Genomic DNA, 15,366 nt, shown 5'->3' on the forward strand with positions numbered 1-15,366 from the left:
AATTCGACGCTCTTACGGCCAGGCGGTTCCTGCCGAGAGACCACCTCCGCCACAGGGCACCATAGTGGCGTCAATCGCGACATCTTCCGGCGTTTTGGAAGGCCAATCGCATCTCATGCCCGCCGCAATTGCGCGACGAGCTATGGCGGTGCCGACACGGCCCGCACCCAATATGCCGATGGTTTTGACCTGAGATATTGGCATATTCAGTTTGTTCCTGTTTATTTTCCAGAACCCAGTTCCGCATCGACGAGCGGCTTCACCTTGGTGCCCAGCAGTTCTATTGAACGCAGGAATGCCTTGTGTGGCATCTGTCCGACGTCCATCTGGAAGAACTGTCGTGTATGACCGATATGCTTGTGCAACTCGACGATACGCTTGGCTATTTCCTCCGGACTACCCGCAAAAAGTGCGCCCGCACCACTCGCTTCCTTGTCATAGTGGGAGCGTGGCGGCGGCGCGAAGCCTCGGATCTTGCCGAGCTGTTCCATGACGGCATGCCAATGGGTCCAGAAAAACTCCTTGGCTTCCTTTGCATCCTCGCCGATGAAACCTGGGCTCGCGACCGAGACCTTCACCTTTTCCGGTGCGATTTCCGCCTGGGCGGCCGCGCGTCGGTAAAGATCAGCCAATGGTGCAAATCGCGACGCCTGACCGCCGATAATAGCGTAGGAAATCGGCAGGCCAAGCAGGCCCGCACGAACTGACGAGTGCGGATTACCCCCAGTGGCAAGCCAGATCGGCAGCGATCCTCTATCCGGGCGTGGCACAACAAGTGCATCGTTTAGCGCCGGACGAAATTTACCCTGCCAGGTAACTTTTTCGCTTTCGTTGATCTTCAAAAGCAGTTCAAGTTTTTCGGCATAAAGCTCGTCATAGTTGTTGAGATCATGTCCGAAAAGCGGAAAGGATTCTGTTGAGGACCCTCTGCCAGCCGTAATTTCGGCACGTCCTTTCGACAATGCGTCCACCGTAGCAAACTGCTGATAAACACGCACCGGGTCATCGGTGCTGAGCACTGTGACCGCACTACCAAGTTTAATGTTTGTCGTCGTCGATGCTGCTGCACCCAGAATGACCGTCGCAGCCGAAGCTGGCATCTCGCGTGTATGATGCTCGCCGATACCAAAATAATCGAGACCCACCTCATCAGCAAGTTGGATCGCTTCGAGCAGGTTGCGCATTGCATCTGCCGTAGAGCCGAGCTCGCCAGTGGCGGTGTTCTTCTGCACATCCCCGAAACTATATACGCCCAATTCCATGTTATTCTCTCCTTAAGGCCTATGCCGACAATCTTGGTCGGCAGTATATCTTAGTAACTGAGTATAATATTGGTACTACCTGTTGGCATGCAAGAAGGCACATTATCGAAACCCGGTATCCTGAAAGTGCCCTCGATATGGACCCGCTCGACGGGCATATGATCATACAAATCAGAAACACTATCACTGCCGACGGTATAGACGGCAGGACGGCCGGTCGGTTACCTTGGCTCTTGAGATTTGAACCGGAGATGAAGCTTTTATGATCAAGGGTATAGCGCTGCTATTGTTGTTTCAGCTGCTTGGCGAAAGCTTTATCTTCATGAGCGGGCTCCCCATACCGGGCCCCGTTGTGGGGCTCGTGCTTCTGTTCGTTGCCATGCAACTGTGCAAAATATTCGACTGGGGTGTCTTTACCGAAGCTGAAACGGCGGCCGATGGCTTTCTCAGTAATCTCGGCCTGCTTTTTGTCCCGGCCGGCGTCGGAGTGGTGGCTATGTGGGGCCAGATTCAGGGGCAAGCCACGGCAATTCTGGCTATCGTGGTGATCTCGGCAATTCTCACATTGGCGGTGACGGTCTGGACCTTCATTCTTGTGCAACGCTTCATGGGGCAGAGGTAGCGTTATGAAACATCCGCTGGAACTCTGGGTTTACCTTTCAGCATCGCCACTGCTGTGGCTCACTCTCACATTATGTGCATGGATCGTGGCAACGCAGATTTCCGTTCGATTGAAGCGCCATCCATTGGCCAATCCTGTACTGATTTCCATCGTGCTGCTTTCCAGCCTGCTTGTGATCTTCGATGTTCCCTATGGAAGGTTCTTTGAGGGAGCCCAGTTTATCCACTTCCTGCTTGGTCCAGCAACTGTCGCTATCGCCGTGCCTCTGTTTCGCCAATGGCATCAGGTGCGGCAAGCGCTCATCCCAATGGGAGCAGCGCTCGTCGTCGGTTCGTTCTTTGCGGTTCTTTCCATTGTGGTGATGGGCAAATGGGCCAATCTCTCCAATGAAGTGCTGATTTCTTTTCTGCCAAAATCCGCAACTGCTGGGGTTGCCATGGCGATCTCTTCCACACTTGGCGGCACACCATCGCTAACCGCGGTGTTGGTCGTGCTTACCGGTATCATCGGCGCACTTGTCGTCACCCCTTTCATGAATGCCATGCGGATAAGGGACTACGCCGCACGTGGATTTGCGGTGGGGCTAACGTCGCACGGTATTGGAACTGCACGTGCTTTCGATGTCGATGAGACGGCTGGCCTCTTCGCCGGAATTGCCATGGCGCTGAACGCTATTGCAACATCACTCGTTGTTCCGCTGCTCGTCAAACTGCTCCTCAGCTGAAACGACGACGCGGCGTTTAAAGCGGCGGGTTGATCGACACTAAATTGTCCCCATGGCCACGCGAGCCGTTTGGCTCGCTGGCTGTCATATGGGGACGAAGAACTATATGCGTCATCAGAGCAGTTGATTTACTGCTTGATAGCCTCAGCCTGAATCTCAAGCTTGACCATCTTGGCCATGCCTTCCTTTACAAGGAAGTCCACGCCCCATTGGGTGCGATCGATAGTTGCTTCAAAATCGCCACCACAGACTTCTGCCTTGAAGATCGGGCTCTGGTAACAACCGAACTTGGTGGCCGTGAGTTGGATTGGCAGTGTCTTTCCCTTCATGGTCAGATCGCCATCCACCGATACCAGCTTGTTTTCGTCAAAATTCCATTTGGTCGACTTGAACTCAATGGTTGGGAACTTTTCCGCGTCCAGCATGTCGGCACCTGTCACGTGCTTGTCAAATGCGGCCATGCCTGTATTCAGCGTCTTTACGGGAATTGAGATATCCATCTTCCCATCCATCGTTTCAGGATCGAACGAGATATCGCCGTTGATTTCATAGAAACCGCCGCTGTTTGTCGATGTATTGAAGTGATCAATATAGAAAACAGCTTTTGTGTGTGTTGGGTCCAGTTTGTAATCCGCAGCCTGGGCAGCCGAGACTGACAGCAACGAGGCTAAGAGTGGCAGTACGAACTTTCTCATGTCCATTTCCTTGTCGAGATTTAGCCGTGAAGCGTGAATACAGTGATCGCTTCGATGCCTTTGTAAGTAGCTGTGGGGCGCAACGCTGTGTAGTTCGGATTTCGGTACTCAATGTCCTATAAATAGGACGGTTGCTTGCGTTGAAGCGGGAACTGCAGCAGATACAGCCGGTATCACAGGAATTTTCCCGGGAGCGGTGGTCGGCGCATGAAGAGTGTTACGAGCGCTGCAAGAGCAATGGCAAGACCGATCATCACGAACATGTCGCTGTAGGCCAACACGAAAGCCTCCCGTTGAACGGTTCTGGCGAGCATGGCCGTGGCTTGGGCAGTCACCGTCGTCGGATCGCTGTTATGAGCTTCCAGCATGGCTGCGGTTCGGTCGATGCGACCCTGCACGTCCGCAGCACCCCGTTCCAGATGCAGGCCAAGCAGATTGGAGTGCAGCTGCTCCTGCATGCGTGTAAATGTGCTGACCGCAGCAAGGCCAATGGCTGTGCCAACCGTACGAACGATATGAACAAGGGACGCAATCCACGGTATTTCCCTGACGCTGATGTCTTCCGTTATCAGAACCATTAAGGGTATGGCGGTGAATGGCGCAGCAATGGATTGCACGAACAGCGAAGGCAATATCTGATCCGACGTCCATAGATGCGTGAGATCGGACAGCATGAGAACGCCTGCGCCGAACAGCATCAGCCCGAATGCTGCCAGACTGCGCGGATCCATCCTGTAGGCCAGCCAGGCAACGAATGGCGTCAGAACGATCTGCGGCAGAACAGAGACCCAGAACATCGTGCCGCTTTCCAGCGCGCGATAGCCCTGAATACGGATCAGGTATTGCGGCAGCAGATAAGCAGAGGTCATCAACCCGATGCGCATGGCGAACATCAGGAACAGACTGAAGCCAATATTCCGTCTGGCAAGCAGACGCGGACTGACCACCGGATCTGGATGCCACAATGCATGGATGAGATAAATGCTCAGAAAGAACAAGGCCGACGCCAGCAGACCCACGATCAATCCCGATCCGAGCCAGTCGAGGCGGTTGCCCTGATCGAGTGCCGTAACCAATGCAGCCAGCCCGAAAGACAGTGCCAGCAGACCGAAACCGTCATGTCTGCGGAAACGCAGGAATTTGATAGGATCGTTGGCAAGCCCGTAGGCTCCCGCCAGCAGCGTAAGACTGCCGGGTATAATGTTGATCCAGAACAGATATTGCCAAGACAAGTGAGTAATCACCCATCCCTCGATGCTGACAGCAAGATTTGGCGTCAGTGACGAAGCCAGCGCATAAAGCGACAAGCCATAGAGCCGCAAATGCTGTGGCAGATGCCGCATGATCACGGCATAAGCCATCGGCATCAGGATACCTGCACTCAGGCCGCGTACCGCCTGAATGCTGATCAGGGTTTGGAGATTGGGGCTGAACGGCGCCAGCATCGATGCAATCGTGAAAATAAGCGCTCCGATCATAACCCCGCGAGCGGGCGAGAGGATCGAGCGTAGCCAGACGGCGGATGGTATGGCTGCCACTTCTGCGACGACATAAGCCGTCGTCAACCAGCTCGCCTCATCCATGCTGACGCCAAGCGCTCCACGAATATCGGCAAGCCCGATATCGGTGAGACGCGAGTTCAACAGGGATGTCGTCGTGCCGAGCAGGACAGCGGCAACGCCGATCAGAGCCCGCATGTTGGGTAGGTTTGTGGAGTGCGATCGGGTAGAACCTTGAACGATCGTAGCGGTGGACATGGCTTTTCGGCTCCTGCCGCCTGCCGTCTCAAACGAAGTTTCGCGGCAAGCGGCCTAATTAGCTATTTGATGAGACTGGCTGTCGTCTCGATGCTCTGGTCTGTATGCACGGTTGCCACCACTGACATGCCTGGGCGAAGCAGACCGCCGAGTTCATCATTGTGTTCAAGTGCGATACGCACGCCGACACGCTGGGCCACTTTGGTGAAGTTGCCGGTCGCATTGTCCGGCGGCAGCAGGCTGAATTCCGATCCCGTTGCCGGTGACAGCCGCTCGACATGACCGCGCAGCTCCTTGCCCGGGAATGTATCGACCGTCACACTGACAAGCTGTCCCGGCCTGAACTTGGCCAGCTGCGTTTCCTTGAAATTGGCGACGACATAAAGCTTAGAGACCGGCACGACGGAAACGAGCTGCGACCCGGCCCGCACATATTGTCCTTCGCGCGCGCCGCTGACACCCACAACGCCATCCATCGGTGCTAAAATGCGGGTACGATCCAGATCGATCTGCGCGAGCCGCAATGCAGCCTGCTGATTGGACAGTTCAGCCTGCGCCTGATCGGATTGGCTTGCCAGAACGTCCAGTTTCTGGCGTTCGGCTGCTATTTCGGCCTGCTTTTCGGCAATCTGCGCTTCAATGCGTTTGACGTCGGCAATCGCGGCTTCCAGCTTTTGCGCCGTCGACCAGCCGTCTTTCGTCAGAGATGTCTGGCGGCGACCTTCGCTTACGACGCGCTCGCGATCGGCATTGAGCGCCGCGAGACCCGCATCCGCCTTCTCGATAACACGCTGCTGCAAGGTGATGTTGCTCTGCTCATTGCGGATTGTGGCCTGTGCGGCGGCTACGCTTGCCTTGGCCTGATCCACCTGTGCCTGATACTGGGTCGGATCGATCTCCATCAGCAATTGTCCGGTCTTGACGTGCTGGTAATCCCCTACCAGCAGGCGCACAATACGCCCGCTAACCTCAGCGCTGACCGGCGTTGTGTCGGCGCGCAGATAGGCATTGTCGGTCGTCTGGCTGGTCATGCCCGCCACCCAGCTTCCCCAGCCAAGCGGTATAACAATGGCCAAACCGATCCCGGCAACAATCACGGACGCGCGCGCAAGACTGAGATAGGCCCGGCGACGGGACTTTCCTGCTGCTTTAGCGGGCTCCGACTTATCCGTGACTGGAGCTGGCTGCTGAAAGAGAACAACTGGCTTGTTCATAACACGCAGTTCCTAAGTTGATTGTCTGAATCGATATCCGACTGTGAGAAGCAAAAGGCGAAGCCGCGGCTTCGCCTTCAGTTTCACGGCAAGTCGGATCTGGTTAGTTCTGGAAGCTGGAAGGTGAAGCATCACCAAAGCGATGAGCCGAACCGTCTTCCTTCACCTGTGTTGCAGGGGTGATCGCCGCCGTGCTGGTGAAGTCGAGCTTGCGAACAGGAAAGTTCACATCCCGTCCGGGCAGAACAAATGCCTTGTCCTGTTCAGCCATGGCTTCGGGCTGACCGACGAATGGGTTTTCAGCCAGAGCAGCACCGGTACTGAGAACAATTGCGGTAATAGCAAAAGCGATCTTTTTCATTTTCTGTCTCCTTGAAACTTTGTTTTGGCTTGTGAAAATCAAAGCCGTTTGATGGAGCGAATATGGTACGCCCCCTTTCATGATTGAAATGATTTGTTATAATCTGAATCATGAGCAGAATTCATAATATCGATCTTAATCTGATCCGCGTCTTCAACGCTTTGATGGAAGAGCGGAACGTGACCAAGGCCGGGGAGAGGCTCAATCTCACCCAGTCGGCAGTCAGTCACGCACTTGGAAAATTACGATATATTCTGTCTGACGAACTGTTCGTGCGCGGTCCGCAGGGTATGCATCCAACGCCACGCGCCGAAGAGCTATCACAGCCGCTGCGTGCGGCCCTTGCCGACATATCGGCAGCACTTTCACCAGTTCAGTTCGATCCCGCCACAGCAGATATGAGCTTCGTGGTTGCCACTTCCGATTTTTATATCAGCACCCTCTTCCCAGCTGTCATGGAGCGGCTTGAAAGTGAAGCGCCGGGCATCCGACTTTGGTTGCGGTTGTTTAACGATCTCAATCTGGTCGAAGAGCTGGATCGCGGAACGCTGCATCTCGTTGTTGGGGCCTTCGGGCGTGTTCCCAGCCGTTTCAGGCGGGAACTGCTCGTATCCGTCGATAATGTCTGGATCATGCGCAAGGGCCATCCGGCTTCTTCTGGACCGCTGACGATTGAAACACTTGGGAATTATCCGCACATTGACATCCTATTGTCAGGCCGCGCAGCAATGGAAGCTGCCGGTATGCAAGAGCAGGAAGGCCTTGAACGTGCATTTGTAACCAGCAATCCGCTATTTCTTGAGGGGCTGCTGCGAGAAGCCGGCCTGTCACGCCGCATCGGTGCAACGACGTCCCTCATTCTTGCCGTACCACCGCTTGTCGCGGCGACCAATATGATCGCCCTGTTACCGCGCAGTGTCGCGGAAACGTACAAAGATACTTACGGTCTCGTGCTGCATGATGCGCCCTATCCGCTGCCAGCCACGCAGATCAACATGCTGTCGCACAATACTTTCGGGGCGCATCCGGCAGTTGCCTGGCTACGCTCTGTTCTTCGCGAAGCAATAACCGCCTCTGAAGTGTAATCATTTAGAAAAGCAAAAACGCCGGGCTATGTACCCGGCGTTCTATTGCAACGTTCCAACCGACAAGCAAAGCTCGCTTACCGGAATTGTCGCGGCGGCTTATTTGCCGGACGTCATCGTGTTGTAGCTGGTGATCAGGTTGCGATAATCTGGAATGTGGTTGGCAAACAGCGTGCCCAGACCTTCGATATCGTTGCGCCAGTCGCGGTGCAGTTCACAGGCAACGCCGAACCAGGTCATCAGCTGCGCACCGGCTGCACTCATGCGGTCCCATGCCGAATGACGGGTTACTTCATTGAAGGTGCCCGACGCGTCGGTGACGACAAAGACGTCAAAACCGGCTTCGATAGCGGACAATGCCGGGAAAGCCACGCAGACTTCGGTCACAACACCAGCGATGAGCAGTTGCTTCTTGCCGGTAGCCTTCACCGCCTTGACGAATTCCTCATTGTCCCAGGCGTTGATCTGGCCGGGGCGAGCGATATAGGGCGCATCGGGGAATGTTTCCTTCAGCTCCGGCACCAACGGGCCATTCGGGCCGTTTTCAAAACTGGTGGTCAGAACAGTCGGCAGCTTGAAATACTTGGCGAGATCGGCGAGCGCCAGCACATTGTTCTTGAATTTGTCCGGGTCGAAATCCCGTACCAGCGACAGCAGGCCAGTCTGGTGATCGACGAGAAGAACAGCAACATCATCCTTGTTGAGGCGTACATATGGCTTGGTCATCGACATTTCCTTTCAGGAAGTCAGAGGATAGATCACCACCCGTATATTCGTGTAACGTTTGGCGTTGGTGGAATGAGAGAAAGCTATCTCAGCGACGAAAAGCGCAAAAGATTGTCAAAATCGACGCTGCGTTCTATTAATGGAACGATGGAAGACCTGAACGACCTTTATTACTTTGTGCAGGTGGTTGATCATGGCGGCTTCGCGCAGGCAGGCCGCGCCATAGGCCTGCAAAAATCGAAACTGAGCCGCCGTATCGCGATTCTGGAGGAACGGTTGGGCGTCCGCCTGATCCAGCGCTCGTCGCGCCATTTTTCCGTCACCGATATCGGGCGTGAATATTACCGCCGCTGTCTGGCAGTTCTGGTCGAAGCCGAGGCTGCCACTGCTTTCATTGCGCAGCATCGCGACGAGCCGCAAGGTGTGGTTCGGTTAAGCTGTCCGACCGCGCTGATTTCATTCCAGTTCGGGGCGTTGTTTGCCAAGTTTCTCACAGCCTATCCGAAGGTGGACCTGCATCTGGAAAGCACCAACCGCCGTGTTGACGTGATCGGCGAACGTTTCGATGTTTCCATCCGCGTACGGTTTCCGCCACTGGAGCAAACCGATCTTCTGATGCGTAAACTGGACGACAGTTCGCAATATCTGGTTGCACGGCCCGGCTTCCTCAATGAACCTGTGACCACACCGGCAGATCTCGTGGGGCTGCCAAGCCTTGCATGGACATCAGCCTCTCACAACTATGAATGGCGGCTTGAGAAGCACAATGGCGAGCAGGCCGTCATTCCCCACCGCCCCCGCTTCCTGACTGACGATATGGCGGCCTTGCGCGATGCAGCGCTCGACGGTGCCGGGATCGTACAGCTACCGACCATGATGATCTGGCGGGACCTTGCCGCAGGTACATTGGTGCCTGTCCTGCCCGAATGGCGCCCGGCCGCAGGCATCGTCCATGCGGTATTTCCATCCCGGCGTGGCCTGCTGCCTTCGGTGCGCACACTGATCGACTTTCTGGCGCGGGAATGCGCTGTTCAGCGCAAAGCCATCGACGAAAGTATTTTCTTGCCTAAAGCGCGAGAAAATACCGAAATTTGAGAGCGCCGATTTGATTGAATCAGATCGGCGCTCTAATAGTCACAAACCTATCAGCAGAAAGCACCTCATCAGATGCTGATTTCTACCTCAAAAAGTCCGCTGGAACATTATCAAGCCCTGCCAGGCATCTGTACCATTCTGGACAGATTTATGATCGCGCCACCGCACATAAGACACTTCCGGGTTGATGGTGAAACCGGGGACCATTTCATAGGCGACGTTAGCGGTTGCATAAAAAGTCTTCGTACCATCATAGGCGAGTTCAGCATTTAAGATTGTCTTGTCAGTTGCCTTATAGGCCGCCCCGCCCCATGCAGCCCAATCGCCGCCCCATTGACCGTAAAAACTATTGATCGCACGCACTTGGCCGGCAACCTGACCACTATCATCTTTGACGTCCATATAGGTGTCTTTGTTGGACTTGTAGCCACCCATCACCCACAGTGAAAGTCGATCCGTGATATTGAGATTACCACGTAGCTTACCCGCCCATTCCTCGTTACGCGCATCATAGGCAGCAACGGCAATCACCGAACCCCAGTCTTGGGCATATTTTAATCCACCGACAACATGCGGAGTGTAATCCTTAATGGTACCGTCATAGCCATATTTGCTATCAGTATCCTTGTTATTACCCTGTTCCAGCGACAGGATTGCCGATACGCCGTTACCGCCAGAATAGGTATAACTGATAAGTCCGGTACGATAGCCGCCGGCTAGGATCACATCATCATTATAAACATCGCCCAGATAACCAACAAAAGAGATAAAAGCAGACTGATCAAGCCCAATGCGAAGACCGCCTAAATCGATGTATCCATAGCGTAGACTGCCGGTCGATCCGGCATCTTCTCCATTGAGAGGTGGTTCGGGAAATCTGGACAGCGGAGATAAGTGGAATTTCTGCCTGACTTCGGCTTAGATGCCGAGAACAGGAGATACCATGACGAGACGACCACGCCGGAACCACAGCCCGGCTTTCAAGGCAAAGGTGGCGCTTGCCGCCATTCGAGGCGAGCAGACACTGGTGGAATTGTCCCAGCAGTTCGACGTGCATGCCAACCAGATTAAGCAGTGGAAAGACCAGCTCCTTGAGGGGGCGACCGGCGTTTTCGGTGATGAGAACAAGGCGGAACCGACAGGGCCAACCGTTGATGTCAAAACGCTTCATGCCAAAATCGGCGAACTGACGCTGGAGAACGATTTTTTGTCCGGTGCGCTCGGCAAGGCGGGATTGCTGGGCGGAAAAAAATGATTGACCGCGCGCACAAGCTGTCGGTTGCAAGGCAGGCCCGGCTTCTCGGCTTCAGCCGTAGCAGCGTCTACTATTCTCCACGATCAGTGTCGGACAGCGATCTGGCTTTGATGCGGCGGATCGACGAACTGCATCTCGACTACCCTTTTGCCGGAAGTCGGATGTTGCAAGGGCTTTTGAGAGGAGAAGGGCTGGAAACTGGGCGGCTTCATATCGCAACGCTGATGAAAAAGATGGGCATTGAGGCAATCTATCGCCGCCCGAACACCTCGAAGCCAGCGCCAGGGCACAAAATCTATCCCTATCTCCTGCGCAAGCTGGCGGTCACCCGGCCCAACCAGGTGTGGGCAATGGATCTGACCTATATCCCCATGGCGCGTGGTTTTGTCTATCTCTGCGCCGTCGTGGACTGGTTCAGCCGCAAGGTTTTATCGTGGCGACTGTCGATCACGATGGAAGCGGCCTTCTGCATCGAAGCGGTTGAGGAAGCGCTGGCCCGCTATGGCAAGCCGGATATCTTCAACACAGATCAGGGATCGCAGTTCACGTCCATTGACTTCACCACCGTGCTGAAGAAGGCGGAAGTCGCCATCTCGATGGATGGCAAGGGCGCGTGGCGGGACAATGTCTTCGTCGAGCGGCTCTGGCGGTCGATCAAATATGAGGAGGTTTATCTCCACGCCTACAAGACCGTGTCTGAGGCCCGCGTCGGCATCGGTCGATATCTGACCTTTTACAATAGCCGACGCCCACATTCATCCCTTGACCGGCAGACGCCGGATCAGGTCTACTTCAACGCGCTGACACCAATGATGGTGGCGGCATAATCGCGGCGGAAATCCACTTAACGAAACGCCCGAAACTGTTCAGACAAACCGAACCACCTCTGAATCTTGCGCAAATTTCTGAGTACGACAGCACTAACAGTTCTTGCCTCTACACTTCTCTCATTTGCCGCGCATGCTGAAACGGAAAATCCGTTTCATTGCAAACCGGGGGAAAAATACGTGATGAACGTGATGGTGTCCGGGGTTGAATATTGGTTCCCGGTCTATGAAATGTTCAAACAAGCCGGTCAGCAATTTGGTTGTGAGACCGCCTACACTGGCACCCCGGAATATGATGTTAACAAGCAGATCGCCAGTTTCGATCAAGCCTTAGCCCAAAACCCGGCTGGCATTCTTGTGCACCCAATGAATTCAGATCCATTCATCGAACCTATCAATCGTGCGGTTGATCAGGGAACAGCAGTGGTTACATTCGCAGCAGATTCACCACTTTCCAAGCGGGTTTCGTTCATCACATCCGACAATACACGTGAAGGCACTTATGCCGCTGATGCGATTGCGGAAAAGCTGGGCGGCAAAGGCGAATATGCGGTGCTTGAAAATCCTGGTCAGGATAATCACGATAAGCGCGTGGCAGCATTTACTGCGCGGATGAAGGAAAAATGGCCGGACATGAAACTGGTTGGGAGAGCAGCATCAAATCAGGATCCGACCAAAGCTTATCAGGCCCTGATGAGTATTATTCAGGCCAACCCTAATCTGAATGCTGTGTTCATGCCTGAAGCGAATTCGGCCATTGGTGCTGCACAAGCCAACAAGGAAAGCGGTGGCAAAGTTCTTGTCATGTGTGCCGACGTGAATGCGAATATTCTTGATATGATCAAAGCTGGTGAAGTCTTTGGTTCGATCAACCCTAATCAGGGCATGCAGGGTTACATGGGCTTTTTGATGCTTTGGTTTGCCAAGCACCCTGAGCTGATTGATCCAATGAATGATGCAAAACGCGCTGGCTCCAACCCCATGAGTATTCCTTTCGTGGACAATGGATTGTCCATCGTTACTGCCACCAATGCCGATGATTTTTATTGGGATAAGTATCTCAAACGCCGCGGTACAAAAGGTATAGAAGAGTAAGTCATACGAGTTTGGTTTTCTGAGGATGTGAGTGGCAATGATTTAGAGTGGATAGAAATATCTCTCTAAATCATGTCTCAGAACTAACGATCTATTCAGGGAGTGAGACAAGTTGACGTTGAAGCCAGTCTTAAAAATCTGCTCTGTCACCAAACAGTTTGGTCCGGTAAAGGCACTGACGAACATGAGCTTTGCCTTGGAAAAAGGCGAAATTCATGCAGTGTGCGGAGAGAATGGCGCTGGCAAATCAACCTTGATGAATATCATTGCCGGTATTCTGCAGCCTGACGACGGCGAAATTCTGATCGACAATGTATCCGTAAAAATTACTTCACCCACTGTAGCACAGGCACTTGGCATCGGTCTCGTGCATCAGGAAATTGCACTGTGCCCTGATGCAAGTGTTGCTGAAAATATTTTTATGGCAGCAACCAATCGTCAGCGTTCGTTACTGATGAACTATCGCAAATTGGAGCATGAAGCACAGAATACCATGGACCGACTTGCGCCGATCGATGTTCGGCGGAAAGTTGGCGATCTTGCGATTTCCAGTCAACAACTGGTTGAAATCGCTAAAGCGCTGACGCTGGATTGCCGGATTCTGATCTTTGACGAGCCTACAGCGGCATTAACGGAAGCAGAGACGCGTATCCTGTTTGGCATTATCCGCGAATTGAAAGCACAAGGTATTTCCATCATCTATATCAGCCATCGCATGGCCGAAATATTCAGTCTCTGTGATCGGGTAACAGTTCTGCGCGACGGTTGCTTTGTTTCAACCGAAAACATAGCAGACATCACTGCCGATGATATCGTGCGGCTGATGGTGGGACGTGAAATTACTCAGCTCTACCCCGCAAAGCAAAATCCCGCTGAGCGTTCAACCAAACCATTGTTATCAATACGTAGTATCTGTGACGATGTGAGCTTTGACCTCATGCATGGAGAAATCCTGGGCATTGGTGGTTTGATTGGCTCGGGCAGAACGGAAATTGCTGAAGGTATTTGTGGTTTGCGCGCCACTACCCAGGGGGAAATCCGCCTGAATGATCAACTGCGGGAAATACGACAATATGCCGACGCGGTGAAAGCTGGGATTGTATATTTGTCCGAAGACCGGAAGGGTTCCGGCATCTTTCTCGATCTCTCAATTGCGCAGAATATTTCAGTTTTGAACCTTGCATCCTTGACCACCCGATTTGGTTTGATTGACGCAAAGAGTGAAAAACAGTTAGCGAAAGATTTCTCAAAACACCTCAATGTAAGAATGAGTGATGTGGATATGCCTGTCTCCGCGTTAAGCGGCGGCAACCAGCAAAAAGTAGCAATAGCAAAGCAACTCGCGGTTCGTCCGAAAGTGATTTTAATGGATGAGCCCACGCGCGGCATTGATGTCGGCGCAAAGTCAGAAATCCATTTGCTGCTTCGTGAGCTGGCGAGCTCTGGCATCGGAATTATTGTCATTTCATCTGAACTCCCAGAGCTGTTGGGACTGTGTGATCGCGTCCTGGTTATTCGCGAGGGAACCGTGGCTGGCGAGCTGAGTGCAGATGAAATGACGGAAGAAGCCATTATCCGGCTCGCATCGGGTCTGAAAGAGGAAAAAACACTGCATGCAACAGAACATGCCGCGTAAAAAGACAATAGGGGACAGTCAAATGACAGTAGATACGATGCCGGCAAACAATCAACGCAGTTTACCGTGGAAACGCCTTGGCTCAATGCGCGAGGCGGGTTTGATCGCGATCATTCTCGTTCTTTGCATTGCCATGAGTTTCGTATCGCCTCATTTCCTCACCTTTGGCAACTTCCGCGCCATGTTGATGAGTTTTTCAGTCGAAGGCATTGTCGTTGTAGGCATGACAATACTACTGATTGTTGGCGGCATTGATCTTTCAGTTGGTTCGGTCGTCTGTTTCGCAATGGTGCTGTCGGGAACATTGTTTCTTGCTGGATTAGACCCATGGAGTGCATCTCTCATCGGTATTTTTGCCAGTGGGTTGATCGGCTGTGTGATGGGATTGTTCGTAACAGTTGTGGGGCTCAATCATTTCATCACATCACTGGCCGCAATGGTAATTGTTCGTGGCCTATGTCTGATCATCACCAAAGGTACACCGCTTTCACTATTCACTCTACCTCCAACCTTTAAAATGATCGGACAGGGCAACTTTTATGGAGTGCCCTATGTCATCCTGATTTTCGTGATGATTGTTGTGTTGTTTGATTTTCTACTGCGTCGTGCAGCGGCCTTTCGCAAGGTCTTTTACACGGGCAGCAATGAGAAAGCCGCTTTGTATTCCGGCATTAAAACCAAACAAGTCAAATTCTGGGTCACCGTACTTTGCTCAACGCTTGCTGGTGTTGCCGGTGTTATCTACATGTCGCGTTTCGGTGCCGCCACCCCTACTTTTGGTGTTGGCATGGAACTCAATATCATTGCAGCAGCCGTCATAGGTGGTGCATCGCTCAATGGTGGCTCGGGAACCATTCTTGGTGCGATCCTTGGTATCGCATTACTCTCATTGGTCACAAGTTCACTGGTATTGCTCAACGTGTCTGTCTATTGGCAGGACATGATAAAAGGCTGCATTCTTCTCGCTGCCGTTTCGATTGACCATTTTCTACATAAGCGAAAGGCGGCTTGA

Annotated in this window: 15 protein-coding genes and 1 pseudogene; 8 read left to right on the top strand and 8 right to left on the bottom strand. The window is 53.2% G+C overall.

Translation table 11 applies throughout. The features are described 5' to 3' along the window. Positions 1 to 12: 12 nt before the first annotated feature. Positions 13 to 204 (bottom strand): NAD(P)-binding domain-containing protein, encoded by a 192-nt coding sequence (locus C9380_RS27705; RefSeq protein WP_247877636.1) that lies wholly within the window; start codon positions 202 to 204, stop codon positions 13 to 15. Between the two features lie 17 nt (positions 205 to 221). Then, entirely contained in the window at positions 222 to 1,262 is a 1,041-nt protein-coding gene (locus C9380_RS20835; protein ID WP_128094534.1) for an LLM class flavin-dependent oxidoreductase, read from the bottom strand. 262 nt (positions 1,263 to 1,524) lie between these two features. On the opposite strand from C9380_RS20835, the gene C9380_RS20840 reads away from it, so the two are divergent. Next, the gene (locus C9380_RS20840) at positions 1,525 to 1,884 is read left to right on the top strand and encodes a CidA/LrgA family protein (RefSeq protein ID WP_128094535.1); all 360 of its coding nucleotides are present in this window, start codon (positions 1,525 to 1,527) and stop codon (positions 1,882 to 1,884) included. A 4-nt stretch (positions 1,885 to 1,888) separates the two neighbouring features. Beyond that, positions 1,889 to 2,608 carry an LrgB family protein gene (locus tag C9380_RS20845; protein WP_128094536.1) on the top strand — a complete coding sequence of 240 codons (720 nt, stop codon included), beginning with the start codon at positions 1,889 to 1,891 and terminating at the stop codon, positions 2,606 to 2,608. 128 nt (positions 2,609 to 2,736) lie between these two features. On the opposite strand, the gene C9380_RS20850 is transcribed toward C9380_RS20845, so the two are convergent. The 4 genes from C9380_RS20850 to C9380_RS20865 all read right to left on the bottom strand — a co-directional run bounded on the left by C9380_RS20850 (position 2,737) and on the right by C9380_RS20865 (position 6,635). Next, positions 2,737 to 3,303 (bottom strand): YceI family protein, encoded by a 567-nt coding sequence (locus C9380_RS20850; protein ID WP_071631242.1) that lies wholly within the window; start codon positions 3,301 to 3,303, stop codon positions 2,737 to 2,739. A gap of 173 nt (positions 3,304 to 3,476) precedes the next feature. Next, positions 3,477 to 5,060 carry a DHA2 family efflux MFS transporter permease subunit gene (locus tag C9380_RS20855; protein ID WP_128094537.1) on the bottom strand — a complete coding sequence of 528 codons (1,584 nt, stop codon included), beginning with the start codon at positions 5,058 to 5,060 and terminating at the stop codon, positions 3,477 to 3,479. Between the two features lie 62 nt (positions 5,061 to 5,122). Beyond that, entirely contained in the window at positions 5,123 to 6,274 is a 1,152-nt protein-coding gene (locus tag C9380_RS20860; RefSeq protein WP_128094538.1) for an HlyD family secretion protein, read from the bottom strand. Positions 6,275 to 6,377: 103 nt separating this feature from the next. After that, positions 6,378 to 6,635 carry a hypothetical protein gene (locus C9380_RS20865; protein WP_105535205.1) on the bottom strand — a complete coding sequence of 86 codons (258 nt, stop codon included), beginning with the start codon at positions 6,633 to 6,635 and terminating at the stop codon, positions 6,378 to 6,380. Between the two features lie 110 nt (positions 6,636 to 6,745). On the opposite strand from C9380_RS20865, the gene C9380_RS20870 reads away from it, so the two are divergent. Beyond that, positions 6,746 to 7,720 (top strand): LysR family transcriptional regulator, encoded by a 975-nt coding sequence (locus C9380_RS20870; RefSeq protein WP_105535206.1) that lies wholly within the window; start codon positions 6,746 to 6,748, stop codon positions 7,718 to 7,720. Positions 7,721 to 7,819: 99 nt separating this feature from the next. On the opposite strand, the gene ycaC is transcribed toward C9380_RS20870, so the two are convergent. Next, entirely contained in the window at positions 7,820 to 8,446 is a 627-nt protein-coding gene (gene ycaC, locus C9380_RS20875; RefSeq protein WP_024896652.1) for an isochorismate family cysteine hydrolase YcaC, read from the bottom strand. Positions 8,447 to 8,593: 147 nt separating this feature from the next. Here ycaC and C9380_RS20880 point away from each other — a divergent pair, with 147 nt between their 5' ends. Further along, positions 8,594 to 9,541, top strand: coding sequence for a LysR substrate-binding domain-containing protein (locus C9380_RS20880; RefSeq protein ID WP_128094827.1), 948 nt, complete (start codon positions 8,594 to 8,596; stop codon positions 9,539 to 9,541). Positions 9,542 to 9,628: 87 nt separating this feature from the next. On the opposite strand, the pseudogene C9380_RS20885 reads toward C9380_RS20880, so the two are convergent. Next, positions 9,629 to 10,399: pseudogene (locus C9380_RS20885) on the bottom strand (porin); the annotation flags it as partial. An 85-nt stretch (positions 10,400 to 10,484) separates the two neighbouring features. Between C9380_RS20885 and C9380_RS20895 the strand changes: the two are divergent. The 4 genes from C9380_RS20895 (at position 10,485) to C9380_RS20915 (ending at position 15,366) form a co-directional block, all read left to right on the top strand. Continuing rightward, positions 10,485 to 11,623, top strand: a protein-coding gene (locus C9380_RS20895; RefSeq protein WP_164844698.1) for an IS3 family transposase whose coding sequence is annotated in 2 segments (ribosomal slippage) — positions 10,485 to 10,743 and positions 10,743 to 11,623 — 1,140 coding nt in all. Because the reading frame shifts where the segments join, the coding sequence is not laid out codon by codon here. A gap of 66 nt (positions 11,624 to 11,689) precedes the next feature. Beyond that, positions 11,690 to 12,718, top strand: coding sequence for a substrate-binding domain-containing protein (locus C9380_RS20905; RefSeq protein WP_100559888.1), 1,029 nt, complete (start codon positions 11,690 to 11,692; stop codon positions 12,716 to 12,718). Positions 12,719 to 12,830: 112 nt separating this feature from the next. Then, the gene (locus C9380_RS20910) at positions 12,831 to 14,354 is read left to right on the top strand and encodes a sugar ABC transporter ATP-binding protein (protein WP_128094541.1); all 1,524 of its coding nucleotides are present in this window, start codon (positions 12,831 to 12,833) and stop codon (positions 14,352 to 14,354) included. 22 nt (positions 14,355 to 14,376) lie between these two features. After that, a complete protein-coding gene (locus tag C9380_RS20915; protein ID WP_024896646.1) occupies positions 14,377 to 15,366 on the top strand; it encodes an ABC transporter permease in 990 nt (329 codons plus the stop codon).

Source organism: Brucella pituitosa (assembly GCF_003049685.1).
Lineage (GTDB): Bacteria > Pseudomonadota > Alphaproteobacteria > Rhizobiales > Rhizobiaceae > Brucella > Brucella pituitosa.

Excerpts from the sequence above, each read along its gene's own strand:
- C9380_RS27705 (WP_247877636.1), bottom strand. The coding sequence starts at position 204 with ATGCCAATATCTCAGGTCAAAACCATCGGCATATTGGGTGCGGGCCGT.
- C9380_RS20835 (WP_128094534.1), bottom strand. The coding sequence starts at position 1,262 with ATGGAATTGGGCGTATATAGTTTCGGGGATGTGCAGAAGAACACCGCC.
- C9380_RS20840 (WP_128094535.1), top strand. The coding sequence starts at position 1,525 with ATGATCAAGGGTATAGCGCTGCTATTGTTGTTTCAGCTGCTTGGCGAA.
- C9380_RS20845 (WP_128094536.1), top strand. The coding sequence starts at position 1,889 with ATGAAACATCCGCTGGAACTCTGGGTTTACCTTTCAGCATCGCCACTG.
- C9380_RS20850 (WP_071631242.1), bottom strand. The coding sequence starts at position 3,303 with ATGAGAAAGTTCGTACTGCCACTCTTAGCCTCGTTGCTGTCAGTCTCG.
- C9380_RS20855 (WP_128094537.1), bottom strand. The coding sequence starts at position 5,060 with ATGTCCACCGCTACGATCGTTCAAGGTTCTACCCGATCGCACTCCACA.
- C9380_RS20860 (WP_128094538.1), bottom strand. The coding sequence starts at position 6,274 with ATGAACAAGCCAGTTGTTCTCTTTCAGCAGCCAGCTCCAGTCACGGAT.
- C9380_RS20865 (WP_105535205.1), bottom strand. The coding sequence starts at position 6,635 with ATGAAAAAGATCGCTTTTGCTATTACCGCAATTGTTCTCAGTACCGGT.
- C9380_RS20870 (WP_105535206.1), top strand. The coding sequence starts at position 6,746 with ATGAGCAGAATTCATAATATCGATCTTAATCTGATCCGCGTCTTCAAC.
- ycaC (WP_024896652.1), bottom strand. The coding sequence starts at position 8,446 with ATGACCAAGCCATATGTACGCCTCAACAAGGATGATGTTGCTGTTCTT.
- C9380_RS20880 (WP_128094827.1), top strand. The coding sequence starts at position 8,594 with ATGGAAGACCTGAACGACCTTTATTACTTTGTGCAGGTGGTTGATCAT.
- C9380_RS20915 (WP_024896646.1), top strand. The coding sequence starts at position 14,377 with ATGACAGTAGATACGATGCCGGCAAACAATCAACGCAGTTTACCGTGG.